This is a genomic window from Conexibacter sp. CPCC 205762 (assembly GCF_030646155.1).
Lineage (GTDB): Bacteria > Actinomycetota > Thermoleophilia > Solirubrobacterales > Solirubrobacteraceae > Conexibacter.
This window is the reverse complement of the sequence record NZ_JAUTDN010000007.1, coordinates 16,327-28,662: the sequence shown is the minus strand read 5'-3', so window position 1 is coordinate 28,662 and position 12,336 is coordinate 16,327. Positions and strand designations below refer to the sequence as shown.

Below are 12,336 nucleotides of genomic sequence, written 5' to 3'. Positions count from 1 at the left end.
CAGATTCATTTACGCTCTGGACCGAGAAGACTCAGACCCAGGCGCCGCCGCAGTGTGGCAAAGTCACCGTTACTCCGTCAAGAGTCTGATTCATCTTGTCATTTCACCCTTGCATCGCAGAAATGAATCTGAAACAGTCTCCGCCGTCATGACAGAACCCCTTGCCAGCAGCCACCCACCCGAGCCCGTCACCGCGGCGGACGAGGACGCCGGCTACCGGCCGGGCTACGAGATCGCCGCCGAGCGGATCCTCGAGTACGTCGCCGCCAACGGCCTCGCCTCCGGCGACCGGCTGCCGACCGAGAAGCAGCTGTCGGAGCTGATCGACACGAGCCGCTCGGTCACGCGGGAGGCGGTCAAGATCCTCTCCGCGATGGGGCGGCTGCGAGTCCGCAAGGGCGCCGGCATCTACGTCGGCAGACCCGGCAACCTGCTCACCGACGAGGCGTTCGGCCTCTTCATGCCGGCGGACCTGCAGCAGGTGCACATGCTGTTCGAGTTCCGCGAGACGCTCGAGTGCCACACCGCGCGGATGGCGGCGGCGCGCGCGACGCCGCAGCAGCTGCACGAGCTGCAGACGCTCTCCGCCGAGCTGACGACGGCGGCCGCGGCCGAGGACCACGAGACCTTCAACCGCGCCGACGAGCGCTACCACCGGCTGCTCGCGAAGGCCGCCAACAACGTCTTCCAGGAGCGCACGATCAGCCGCATCCAGGAGCTGACGTGGCAGGTCGCGACGATCGGCCTCGCCGGCGCCGGCAGCAACTCGCTCGCCGACGGCGCCGCCGAGCACGCCGCGATCACCGCCGCGATCTCGGCCGGCGACGGCGACGGCGCCGAGCGCGCGATGGCCGCCCACATCGAGCACACGCTCGAGGACTACCAGGACACGATCCGCCGGCGGCTCTTCAGCGAGCCCGGCGAGGCGGGCGGCCGATGAGCGCCGACACGACGATCGTCGCCGTCGAGTTCGAGCTGCGCGAGCTGCCGGCGCCGGCGCCGTTCCGCTGGCGCGACGGCCTGCCCGGCTCCGACGGCGCCGTCACCGGCGGCGTGCTGCGGATCCGCACCCGCGACGGCGCCTGCGGCGAGGTCCCGACCGCGCGCGGCGTGATCGTGCGCGACCTCGTCGAGCGGCGGCTGCGCGACGAGCTGGTCGGCCAGGACGCGCTCGCGCGCGAGTACCTCTGGCACCGCCTGTGGGAGCTGGACCGGATCGAGGAGTTCCCGATCTACGCGCTCGGGCTCGTCGACGTCGCGCTGTGGGACCTCGCCGGCAAGCTCGCCGGCCAGCCGGTCCACCGCCTGCTCGGCGGCTTCCGCGACGCGATCCCCGCCTACGGCTCGACCGTCACCTACGCGACGACCGAGGAGTACCTCGACGTCGCCGACCAGATCCTCGCCCGCGGCTTCACCGCGATCAAGCTGCACGCCTGGGGCGACGCGCGCCGCGACGCGGCCCTCTGCCAGGCGCTGCGCGCCCACGTCGGCCCCGACGTGCCGCTGATGTACGACGGCTCGGCCGCCTTCGACCTGCCCGACGCCGTCTTCCTCGGCGAGGCGCTGTCGGAGGCGCGCTACCTCTGGTACGAGGAGCCGATGCGCGAGTTCAACGTGACCGCGCACCGCTGGCTGGCCGAGCGCGTCGACGTGCCGCTGCTGGTCGGCGAGACCTCCGACGGCGCGCACATGAACATGGCCGACTTCATCGCCGCCGGCTGCGCGACCTACGTGCGCACGAGCGCGCTCTACAAGGGCGGCGTCACCGGCGCGCTGCGGATCGCCCATCTGGCGGAGTCGTTCGGGCTGCGCGCCGAGGTCCACGGGCCCGGCGCCGTCCACGCTCACCTCTGCCTCGCGATACCGAACACCACCTACTACGAGGCGCTCGTGCACGGCAACCCGATCGTGACCGACCCGGCCGTCGGCCCCGACGGCCTCGTGCGGCCCAGCGACGCGCCCGGCTTCGGCTTCGCCTTCGACGCCGAAGCGGCCGGAGCCGCGCGGTGAGCGAGCCGCCGGTCGCACCGTCGGCGCTGCTCGCCGGACGGACGGTGCTCGTGACCGGCGCGACCGGCGTCGGCGTCGGCGCAGGCGTCGTCGCGGCGGTCGCCGCGCTCGGCGCGCGGCTGGTGCTGAACGGGCTCGGCGACGCCGAGCTGGAGCCGGTGCTGGCGCGCTGGCCCGACGCGATCGGCGTCGTCGGCGACGTCAGCGACCCGGCCGCGGTCGAGCGGATGCTCGACAGCGCCCAGGAGCGGGCCGGCGTCCCGCTCGACGGGCTCGTCAACAACGCCGGCGTCGGCCTCACCCGCCGCGCCCACGAGGCCGACGCCGGCGACTTCGACCGCGTCCACGATGTCGACGTGCGCGGCGTCTGGGCCGTCTCGCGCGGCTTCGCGCGGCGGCTGATCGCGGCTGGCGGGCGCGGGGCGATCGTCAACGTCTCGTCCGTCCACGCGCGCGCGACCGAGGACCGCTACGCGATCTACGCCAGCGCCAAGGCCGCCGTCGAGGGACTGACCCGCGGGATGGCGGTCGAGCTCGGCCCGCACGCGATCCGCGTCAACGCGATCGCCCCTGGCTACGTGCACTCCGAGCAGGGGCTGGAGCTGCTCGCCGCCGTCACCGCAGACGCCGCGGCGTGGGCGAGACGGACCGTCGAGCGCGACCAGGCGCTGCCGGAGCCGATCGGCGCGCTCGACTGCGGCTGGGCCGCCGGCTTCCTGCTGTCGGACCTCGCCCACGGGGTCAGCGGCCAGTCGCTCGCGATCGACGCCGGCATGACCGCGCAGTTGACGCGCCGCGACGCACCGGTATGAGCAGACACGACGCAGCGACCCGCATCGTCCGGCTGACCGCGACCGAGGTCGTCGTCCCCGCGAACCCGATCGCGCTCCAGAGCGCGGGCGTCGACCGCCCGCTGCACAAGCTCGCGACCGGCGCCAGAGGCGGCTGGTCGGTCCAGTTCGACACGCTCCCGAAGCTGCTGCTGGAGCTCGAGCTGGCCGACGGCACCGTCGGCCTCGGCGAGCTGTACCGCGACCACCGCTGGCCGGTCGTCGAGGAGATGGCGCGGATGCTGCTCGGCAGCGACGCGGCCGGCTACGCGCTGCAGCGGCTGCCGTTCGCCTACGGACGCGAGTACGACGGCTTCGAGATCGCGCTCGCCGACGCGCTCGCCCGCCACCGCGGGATGCCGCTCGCCGACCTGCTCGGCGGCGCGCTGCGCGACCGCGTCGAGGTCAACGCCTGGAGCGGGCACCGCCTGCGAGGCGACATCGGTCCGCTCGTCGCCGACTACGCCGCGCAGGGCTTCACGACGATCAAGTTCAAGTGCGACGCCGACGACGACGTCGCCGGCTGGTGCCGCGAGATCGCCGAGGCGGCGCCGTCGATGCGGGTCGTGCTCGACCCGAACGAGCGCTGGGAGACGCCGCGGATGGCGCTCGACCGCTGCCACGCGCTCGCCGCCGTCGGCAACGTCGCGCTGATCGAGGACCCGATCCCGCACACCTTCTCGTGGGACGCGTGGGCCGACCTGCGGCGCGCCAGCCCGCTCGCGATCGCGCGCCACGTCGCGGTCCCCTACCCGCAGCTCGGCCAGCGGCTCGCCGACGTCTCGCTCGCGGTCCAGCACCGCGCCGTCGACGGGCTCGTCGTCAACGGCGGGCTGTGGGACTTCGCGCGCGCCGACGCGGTCGCCTCGCTCGCCGGCCTGCCGCTCTTCCACGGCTCCGAGGTCGACCTCGGCGTCTGCGAGGCGGCGTACCTGCACGCCTGCGCTGCCGCCCGCTCCTGCACCTGGCCGAGCGACGTCTTCGGCCGCCTGATCCGCTCCCACGACCTGCTCGCCGAGCCGCTGCGGATCGAGCCGCCGTTCGCGCTGCTGCCGCAGGGACCCGGCCTCGGCGTCGCGCTCGACGCCGCCGCGGTCGACGCCCGCACCGTCACCCGCAAGGAGTTCCGATGACCTCGCTCGCCCACCTGCGCAACCCCTGGGACGGCGCCGACGCCGACCGCGCGGAGATCTGGGAGATGCTCGTGCGGCGCGACATCGAGGCGTACGTCGAGGCCGACTGGGAGCGCGTCGCCGACGACTTCGACGGCGGCTCGTTCATCGCCGTCGACGGCGCCGCGTCGACCGATCCCGACGCCTGGCGGCTCGGCTATCCGGGCCTGGAGGAATACCGCGAGCGGTGGCTGCACGGCGCCGCGCAGGACGTCGCCCGCGCGCTCGACCCGGCGGCCGACTTCGCCGCCGCGACCTTCCTCGACGGGATCGAGCTGGAGCGCGACCGCGCGCTCGTGCACAAGCGCTTCGACGGGCCGCTGCGGCTGCAGGACGGGGACGTGGAGACGCTCGCGTGGCGGACGATCTACCTCTGCCGCCGGATCGACGAGCGCTGGCGGATCGTCGGCTTCGTCGGCTTCCTGCCGCCGCGCCCCGCGCCCGCGCCCGCCAAGCGCGTTCCCGCCGGCGCCGCCCAGCACGTCACCGCCGGCCCCTACTCGCCGGTGCTCGAGGTCGACCCGCGCCGCACGGTCGTGATCAGCGGCCAGGCGGCGATCGCGCCCGACGGCGCGCTGATCGGCACGACGGTGCGCGAGCAGGCGCGCGCGACGCTGGAGAACTGCCGCGCCCAGCTGCAGACCGCCGGCCTCGACCTCGCCGACGTCTTCAAGGTCAACGTCTACCTGACCGACCTCGCCGAGTGGGAGAGCTTCAACGAGGTCTACCGCGAGCTGATGCCCGCGCCGCTGCCGGTCCGCACCGCGATCGGCTGCCAGCTGCTGCCCGGACTGCTCGTCGAAGTGGAGCTGTGGGCCGCCGCGGCGGTGGTCGCGTGAGCCGCTGGGAGCTGCTCACCAGCGCCGGGCTCGGCGCGGTCGACCGGGCCGTCCCGGTGCTGCTGCCGCTCGCCGCGGTCGAGCAGCACGGCCCGCACCTGCCGCTCGCGACCGACCGCCTGATCGCCGACCACGTCGCCGGCTCGCTCGACGCGCTGCTCGGCGAGGAGCTGCTCGTGCTGCCGACCGTGGCGATCGGCGTCTCCGCCCACCACAGCGCCTTCCCCGGCACGCTGACGGTCGGCCACGACGCCTTCGGCGCCTACGTCGAGCAGCTCGCCGACTCCGTGCTGGAGCAGGGCTTCCGCTCGCTCGTGCTGCTGGTCGCCCACGGCGGCAACACGGCGATCGCCAACGTCGTGCTGGAGCGGCTCGGCGCACGCTGGCCCGATCGCCGGCTCGTCGTGACCGCGTGGTGGCAGGCCGCCGGCCCGGAGCTGCTGGCGCTGACGAGCGCGGGCCCCGGCGGAGTCGGCCACGCATGCGAGCTGGAGACGGCGCTGCTGCTGCACGCCGCTCCCGAACTGGTGCGGCGCGAGCTGATCCCCGCGCGCGAGAGCGCCCCCGCCTTCGGCTGGGACGACGCCGACATGCTGCGCGGCGGCCGCGCGCGCCTGCAGCGCAGCTTCGAGCAGATCGCCGCCAGCGGCGTGATGGGCGAGCCGCGGGCCGCGACCGCGGAGCTGGGAGCGGCCGCCTCCGCCGCGATCCGCGACGCGCTCGCCGCCGTGCTCGGGGACCTGCGCGCGGCATGAGCCGCTTTCCGGCGGCGGCCTTCGCCGCCAGCCCGCTCGGCTTCGGCGCCGCCGCCCTCGGCAACCTCTACGAGCCGCTCCCCGACGACGCTGCCGACAGCGCCGTCGCGGCCGCGATCGCCGCCGGCGTGCGCTGCTTCGACGTCGCGCCGCTGTACGGCTCGGGGCTCGCCGAGGAGCGGCTCGGCGCCGCGCTCGGGACGGCGCTGCGGACGCCGGCCGTGACGATCTCGACGAAGGTCGGCCGGCTGCTGCGCCCGCGCCGCGACGGCGACGCGATCGACCCGACGTTCGCGGCCGCGCCCGCCCGCACCGCCGTGCCCGACTTCTCGCGCGACGGCGTGCGACGGTCGCTGGAGGGGAGCCTGCGACGGCTCGGCGTCGAGCGCGTCGACGTCGTCTACCTGCACGATCCGGAGCCGCACTGGCGCAGCGCCGTCGACGAGGCGCTGCCGGCGCTCTGCGAGCTGCGCGACGAAGGGCTGCTGCGCGCGATCGGCGTCGGCACCAACGTCGCCGCGACGCCGGCGCGGCTGTTCGCCGAGGCCGAGGTCGACTGCGTCCTGCTGGCGGGGCAGTACACGCTGCTCGAGCACGCCGACGGCCTCGCCGCGCTCGACGCGGCCGCCGCGCGCGGCGTCGCGGTCGTCGCCGCGGGCGTCTTCAACAGCGGGATCCTGGCGGCCCCCGGCGACGACGCCCGCTTCGGCTACGCGCCCGCGCCCGCCGGCGTGCTGGCGCGGGCGCGCCGGATCGCCGCGATCTGCGCCGAGCACGGCGTCGCGCTGCCGGCCGCCGCGCTGCGGCTGCCGCTCGCCCACCCCGCCGTCGCCGGCGTGCTCGTCGGCATGCGCAGCGCGACCGAGGTGCGCGCCGACGTCGCCCACCTGGCCGCGCCGATCCCGGCCGGGCTGTGGCAGCAGCTGCGCGCCGAGGAGCTGCTCGACGCGCGCCTGCCGCTGCCGGCATGACCCACGAACGGAGAGCTGCGACCGATGACTGACGGATACCGCTGGGAGACGTGCGCACGGATCGCGCGCCTGCGCCTGATCGCGATCCTGCGCGCCCGCGACGCGCGCACGGCGACCGAGGTCGGGACCGCGGTCGCCGACGCCGGCCTCGACGTGATCGAGGTCTCGCTGACGCAGCCGGGCGCGCTCGACGCCGTCGCCGCGCTGGCGCGGGCGCGTCCCGGCGCGCTCGTCGGCGCCGGCACGGTGCTCGACGCGGCCAGCGCGCGGCTGGCGCTGCTGGCCGGCGCGCGCTTCCTCGTGACGCCGTCGCTGGTGCCGGAGACGATCGCCTGCGGCCACCGCTACGGCGTGCCGGTCGTCGCCGGCGTCGCGACGGCGAGCGAGCTGGGCGAGGCGCTCGCGCTCGGCGCGGATCTGATCAAGCTGTTCCCCTCCGACCAGTTCGAGCCGTCGATCGTCTCCGCGCTGCACGGCCCCTTCCCGCAGGCGCCGCTGGTGCCCACCGGCGGCATCACGGCCGCGACGGCGCCCGCCTGGATCGCCGCCGGGGCGGTCGCGCTCGGCGTCGGCGGCCCGCTGCTGGCCGATCCCGCCACGGCGGGAGAGCGCGCGAGCGAGCTGCTCGCGGCGGTACGGTGAGCGGCGCCGTCGAGGTCTTCCACGCGGCGCGGGCCGCGCTCGGCGAGGGCCCCTGCTGGGACGCCGCGCGCGGCGAGCTGCTGTGGGTCGACATGCTCGCCGAGCGCGTCCACGCGACAACCGCCACCGGCTCGACGGCGTACGCGGTCGGCGCGCTGCCGGGCGCGGCGATCCCGCTCGCCGGCGGCGACGACCTGCTGCTCGCGCTCGGCGCCGGGGTGGCGCGGCTCGCGCGCGGCAGCGGCGAGGTCGTCCCGCTCGCCGCGCTCGCCGCCGACCCCGCGACGGTCCGCGTCAACGACGCGAAGGTCGACCCCGGCGGGCGGCTGTGGGTCGGCGCGACGCGGCGCGACATGGCGCCGGGCGGCGGAACGCTGCAGCGGCTCGGCGACGACGGCCTGCTGACGTGCGTGCTCGACGGGCTCGACGTCCCCAACGGCCTCGGCTGGTCGCCCGACGGCGAGACGCTCTACCTCGCCGACTCGCCGCGGCGGACGATCGCGCGCCATCGCGTCGACCCGCTGCGCGGAGAGCTGCTCGGCAGCGCCGGGCCGGCGCTCGACACGAGCGCGCGGCCGGGACAGCCGGACGGGCTCGCGGTCGACGCCGACGGCAACCTCTGGGTCGCCTTCTGGGACGGCGGCGCGGTCCGCTGCTACACCCCCGGCGGAGCGCTGCTGGACGAGCTGCGGGTGCCGCTGCTGCGTCCGACCAGCTGCGCCTTCGGCGGCGCCGACGACCGCGACCTGCTGATCACGTCCTCCTGCCACGGCTACGACGCCGCCCAGCTCGCCGCCGAGCCGGCGGCGGGATCGCTGCTGGTCGCTCGCCCGGGGGTCGCCGGTCTGCCGCCGACCCCGGCGCGGATCGCCTAGACCGTCTCGGCGGTGCGGCGACGGCGCCGCAGCAGCCACACGGCGCCGGCCAGGATCCCTGCCACGAGCACGATTCTGAGCGGCAGCGCGTACGTCTCGATCGCGCCGGTGACGTCCTCCCAGTTGGCGCCGAGCTGCTTGCCGGCGAAGACGAGCGCGATGTTCCAGACGAGCGAGCCGGCGGCCGTCAGCAGCGAGAAGCGCAGCAGGCTCATGCGCATCATCCCGGCCGGTATCGAGACGACCGAGCGCGCCAGCGGGATCACGCGCGCGCCCAGCACGACCCAGTCGCCCCAGCGGTCGAACCACTGCTCGGCGCGGTCGAGGTCCTGCTCGCCGACGCGCAGCACCGAGCCCCACTTGAGCACCGCCGGGCGGCCGCCGTAGAGGCCGATCGCGTAGAGGATCAGCGCGCCCGCGAGCGAGCCGAGCGTCGCCGCCAGCACGACGAGGACGAAGTTCAGCGTGCCGGCGTCGACCTCGAAGCCGGCGAGCGGCAGGACGACCTCGGAGGGGATCGGCGGGAAGACGTTCTCGGCGACCATCGCGAGGAAGATGCCGGGGTAGCCGAGCGTGGTGACCGCGTCGCGCGCGGCGTCGGTGATCTTGTCGAGCACCCCCGAGAGGCTAGCGAGCGTCGCTCGTCGCGGCCTGCGCGTCGGCCTCCCGTGCCTCGGCCTCGGCCGGCTGCGGCGTCTCCGCGGCCGCCGCCGCGCGCCGCTTGCGCGCCGCCCGCTGCGGCCGCTTCACACGCACCTCCTGCGCGAGGTAGTAGGAGCCGATCACGAAGGCGGCCGCGGCGAGCTGCGCGACGACCGTCTCGACCGTCGGGTAGACGCCGAACCAGAGGCTCGCCCAGTAGGGCGGATCGAAGCCGAGCGGCGTGATCGGCAGCCAGCCGGTGCCCTGCATCGTGCGCGCCGTCTGCCCGACCATCACGATCAGCACGAAGCCGATCATCACGCCGGTCACTATCAGCATCTTCTTGTACGGCAGCTTGCGCTGGAGCGCGAAGGTGAGGACGGCGACGCCGAGCACCATCGCGAGCCCGAGCCCGGCGCCCTCGACGACCGTCGCGGTGCCGGCGCTGAGCTGCAGCGACTGCAGGAAGAGGACGGTCTCGAAGCCCTCGCGGTAGACGCTCGTGAGCCCGAGCAGCACGAGCCCGATCACCTGCGCCGAGATGAAGCCGACTCTGTCGAATCTCTCCAGTCGCTTGCGCTGGCGGTGGAACTTGCCGATCCACTCGCTCCAGTAGACCTTGTGGAAGAACCAGTTCGTGATCAGCAGCAGGACCGCGATCGCGATGATCCCGACGACCGCCTCGAGCTTCTCGCCGTACTGGTCGAGCGAGGTCAGGATCGTCTGCGCCAGCACCCACGTGATCACCGAGGCGAGCAGGCCGAGCCCGGCGCCGATCAGCACCGGCCGCCGCATCCGCCGCTTGGCGCCGATGAACGAGGCGGTGATCGCGGCGAGGATCAGGACCGCCTCCAGCCCCTCGCGGAAGACGAGGATCGCCGAGTTGACGACGACCTGCGTCTTGTTGGCGCTGTCGCCGAGCGTCGCGGCGGCGTCGCCGAGGCGCTCGTCGAGCACGAGCCGCGTCGCATGGATGTCGCGCCGCGAGGCGCGGTCGGCGATCAACGTGGCAAGGCCCTCCTGGTCGAGCGCGCCGAACCAGATCAGCCCCTCGACGTCGAGCGCGAGGCCGGGGTCGAACGCCTTCAGCCGCCGCTCGGGGCCGAACTCGAAGAAGGCGTACGCCTCCAGCCGCGCCTGCTCGGCCTGCTGGTACTGGCCGGCGCCGGCGGCCGCCTCCATGCGGTCGAGCGTGAGCGCGATCAGGTCGTAGTCGGACTCGTCGGTCGCCTCCTGCCACGCCGACGGCATCGTCGCCGTCAGCCCGTCCTCGATCTCGCCCGCGAGCTGCTCGACGTCGCCGGAGGGCGCGACGCCCTCCTTTCTCTTCGTCGCCTCGTCGACGAGCCCGCCGAGTCTGTCGAGCTGGTCGGCGACCGTCGCGGTGCGCGCCGGATCGCGCTTGGCGAGCATCGCCTGCAGATCCTGGAAGGCGGCGTCGGCGCCCTTCTGGAACGCGACCGCCTCCTCGATCTCGAAGTCCTTGGTGACGCTGCCGTCGTTGGTGCCGCGGCCGTACTCGACCGGCACGAGCGCGAGGAAGCGCAGCAGCTGCTGGGCGCGGCGGGCGGCCTCCTCGTCGGTGAAGGGCGCGGCGGTGAAGCCCTCCAGCGCCGCGACCGCGTCGGCATGGGCCGCTCTGAACGCGGCCGAGTCACCTCTGCGGGCAGCGCGCTGCATGCGGTTGTAGGCGGCGAGCGCTCTGTCGGCGCGGACGTCGCCCATGTCCTGCAGGTAGCGCGGCAGCAGGATGCCGAAGTAGCCGGCCGCCTGCGCGGAGGCCTCGGCGGTGCGGTTGGGGAGCGCGCGCTCGTCGCCGCGGGCGGCGTCGTCGAGCAGCTCGCGCAGGCGGCCCTGGTAGGCGTCGAGCAGGTCCTTGACGACGATCGCGCGGGCCGCGTCGGGCGCGATTCTTCTGCGCGCGAGCTGGCGGACGGCGAGCGTCGCGTCACCGCCGGGGCGGGTGAAGCGGGTCGCGGTGCGGAACTCGCGCAGCAGCAGCCAGCTGCGCGCGGTCCTCGCGTCGCCGTCCTGCACCGCGTCGACGGTGACGGCGTAGGAGCCGGCGAAGAGCGCGGCGCGAATCTCGCCGCGGGCGGCCGCGAGCGCGATCTCGTCGTCGGCGGCGGCCGCTCTGAGCGCGTCGCCGAAGGCGGCGTCGATCGCTCTGTCGGCGTCGGGGTCGGCGGCCGCGACCGTTCTCGACAGCGCGCCGTCGTAACGCTGACGGGCGCGTCTGACGGCGCGCACGGCGTCGGCCGGCGTCTCCAGGATCAGCGCCGTCTGCGCTTCGAACAGCTCGCCGCGGACGTCGTCGACGACGCGCCACGGCTGGTCGCCCGTCGCCGCTCCCGCGGGTCCGGCCAGCGCGCCGCCGCCGCACAGCAGCAGCGTCGCGAGCAGGGTGAGCAGGAACGGCAGCGGGCGACGGGTCATGCGCGGCTCAGTTCTCCAGCGTGATGTCGAGCTGGACGGCCGCCTGCGAGACCTGGCCGGCGATCGCCTCGGCCTGGTCCTGTGCCTCGCCGCCGAGCGTGTCGGCGTCGCTGGCGGTGAATCTCTTGCCGTCGGCCTCCTCGTCGCGCAGCCGCTCGGCGAAGGCGGTCAGTCTTCTCAGCGACGTGCCGGTCTGCGCCGCCTGCTGTCTGTCGACGGAGCCGATCGTCGGCTCGATCGAGTCGTAGACGAGCACGAGGCCGCCGAGGATGTCGGCGATGTCGGACAGGCGCGAGGTGCCGACGAAGCCGGCCTCGGTCGCTCTGTCGCCGGCGATGAAGCGCGAGTTCTTCCACGCCTCGAAGTACTCCGACATCGTCGGCGTCATCACGACGACGGCGGTGAAGACGTCCTCGGGCGCCGGCTCCCACTCATGCGCGGAGGCGTCCAGCTCTCTCGCGGTGGCGTTGAACTCTCTCGTCGTCGCGACAAGGAAGTCCGCGTCCGGCAGCGCCTCGGGGAACACGACCTTGCCATCACCGTTCAGGTCGGCTCTGACACCTCTGACGGTGAACTTCGGGTCGGTGCCGAAGACGGAGGTCTCGACCAGCGCGAAGAAGTTGCCGGGCTGTCTGTAGGTCTTGCCGCCGGGCGTTCTGATCGTGAACGGGACCGCGTTCTCGGGGTCCGAGCCGTCGCTGCCGGCGTCGATGATGTTGTCGTAGTCGGCCAGCTCCGGCACGCCCGCGACGACGCCTTCCATCTCCTCGTAGGAGGGGTTGGCGGTGCGCAGATCTCTCTGCAGCTGGGTGACCAGTCTCTGCACCTCGGCCCGTCTCGTTCTCAGCAGCTGCGCGTAGTCGAAGTCGGCCGCCTCGGCGAGCGCGTAGTAGGCCTCGGCATCTCTCTGCAGCGTCGCGGTGTCGTCGACGAGCCGTCTGGAGTGGTCGAACAGGTAGTCCTGGACCGGTCTGTAGTCGATCGCCGCCGCCTCGGCGGTCGTCGATGCTGCGGTCGAGGTGCTCGCGGAGTCGCTGCTGTCGTCACCGCAGGCGGCGAAGGCGAGCGCTGCGCCGACGGCGAGCGCCGCCGGGGCCTGACGCCAGCGCGTCTTCAGGTAGGTCATCGTGCTCCTGTCGAGGGTCGATCGATCCACCTGCCGGG

At 74.3% G+C, this 12,336-nt stretch carries 12 protein-coding genes; 9 read left to right on the top strand and 3 right to left on the bottom strand.

The window, feature by feature from the left end; translation table 11 throughout:
• Positions 1–148 precede the first annotated feature (148 nt).
• Genes Q7L73_RS08815 through Q7L73_RS08775 form a run of 9 tightly spaced genes read left to right on the top strand, consistent with a single transcriptional unit; the run spans position 149 to position 8,094 of the window.
• Positions 149–940 carry a FadR/GntR family transcriptional regulator gene (locus tag Q7L73_RS08815; RefSeq protein WP_304688797.1) on the top strand — a complete coding sequence of 264 codons (792 nt, stop codon included), beginning with the start codon at positions 149–151 and terminating at the stop codon, positions 938–940.
• Positions 937–2,010 (top strand): enolase C-terminal domain-like protein, encoded by a 1,074-nt coding sequence (locus Q7L73_RS08810; RefSeq protein WP_304688796.1) that lies wholly within the window; start codon positions 937–939, stop codon positions 2,008–2,010. The genes Q7L73_RS08815 and Q7L73_RS08810 overlap by 4 nt, the downstream gene beginning before the upstream one ends.
• Positions 2,007–2,822, top strand: coding sequence for an SDR family NAD(P)-dependent oxidoreductase (locus Q7L73_RS08805; protein ID WP_304688794.1), 816 nt, complete (start codon positions 2,007–2,009; stop codon positions 2,820–2,822). The genes Q7L73_RS08810 and Q7L73_RS08805 overlap by 4 nt, the downstream gene beginning before the upstream one ends.
• Positions 2,819–3,973, top strand: a complete 1,155-nt coding sequence (locus Q7L73_RS08800) for a mandelate racemase/muconate lactonizing enzyme family protein (protein WP_304688792.1) — start codon at positions 2,819–2,821, stop codon at positions 3,971–3,973. Before Q7L73_RS08805 ends, Q7L73_RS08800 begins: the two co-directional genes overlap by 4 nt.
• Positions 3,970–4,851 (top strand): RidA family protein, encoded by an 882-nt coding sequence (locus Q7L73_RS08795; RefSeq protein WP_304688791.1) that lies wholly within the window; start codon positions 3,970–3,972, stop codon positions 4,849–4,851. Before Q7L73_RS08800 ends, Q7L73_RS08795 begins: the two co-directional genes overlap by 4 nt.
• A complete protein-coding gene (locus Q7L73_RS08790) occupies positions 4,848–5,606 on the top strand; it encodes a creatininase family protein (protein WP_304688790.1) in 759 nt (252 codons plus the stop codon). Before Q7L73_RS08795 ends, Q7L73_RS08790 begins: the two co-directional genes overlap by 4 nt.
• The gene (locus tag Q7L73_RS08785; protein ID WP_304688787.1) at positions 5,603–6,577 is read left to right on the top strand and encodes an aldo/keto reductase; all 975 of its coding nucleotides are present in this window, start codon (positions 5,603–5,605) and stop codon (positions 6,575–6,577) included. Before Q7L73_RS08790 ends, Q7L73_RS08785 begins: the two co-directional genes overlap by 4 nt.
• 24 nt (positions 6,578–6,601) lie before the next feature.
• Complete coding sequence (locus tag Q7L73_RS08780) at positions 6,602–7,219, top strand: bifunctional 4-hydroxy-2-oxoglutarate aldolase/2-dehydro-3-deoxy-phosphogluconate aldolase (RefSeq protein WP_304688785.1); 618 nt, start codon at positions 6,602–6,604, stop codon at positions 7,217–7,219.
• Positions 7,216–8,094 carry an SMP-30/gluconolactonase/LRE family protein gene (locus tag Q7L73_RS08775; RefSeq protein WP_304688783.1) on the top strand — a complete coding sequence of 293 codons (879 nt, stop codon included), beginning with the start codon at positions 7,216–7,218 and terminating at the stop codon, positions 8,092–8,094. The genes Q7L73_RS08780 and Q7L73_RS08775 overlap by 4 nt, the downstream gene beginning before the upstream one ends.
• Here the strand turns inward: Q7L73_RS08775 and Q7L73_RS08770 are convergent.
• From Q7L73_RS08770 to Q7L73_RS08760, 3 genes are read right to left on the bottom strand one after another with little or no spacing between them, the layout of a single operon-like run.
• Positions 8,091–8,711: a DedA family protein gene (locus tag Q7L73_RS08770; protein ID WP_304688781.1), complete on the bottom strand. Its 621-nt coding sequence runs from the start codon at positions 8,709–8,711 to the stop codon at positions 8,091–8,093. The two genes, Q7L73_RS08775 and Q7L73_RS08770, sit on opposite strands and share 4 nt — an antisense overlap.
• Positions 8,712–8,721: 10 nt before the next feature.
• On the bottom strand, positions 8,722–11,172 hold the full coding sequence (locus Q7L73_RS08765) for an FTR1 family protein (protein WP_304688779.1): 2,451 nt from the start codon (positions 11,170–11,172) through the stop codon (positions 8,722–8,724).
• Between the two features lie 7 nt (positions 11,173–11,179).
• On the bottom strand, positions 11,180–12,298 hold the full coding sequence (locus tag Q7L73_RS08760; RefSeq protein ID WP_304688777.1) for a hypothetical protein: 1,119 nt from the start codon (positions 12,296–12,298) through the stop codon (positions 11,180–11,182).
• Between the last annotated feature and the right edge of the window lie 38 nt (positions 12,299–12,336).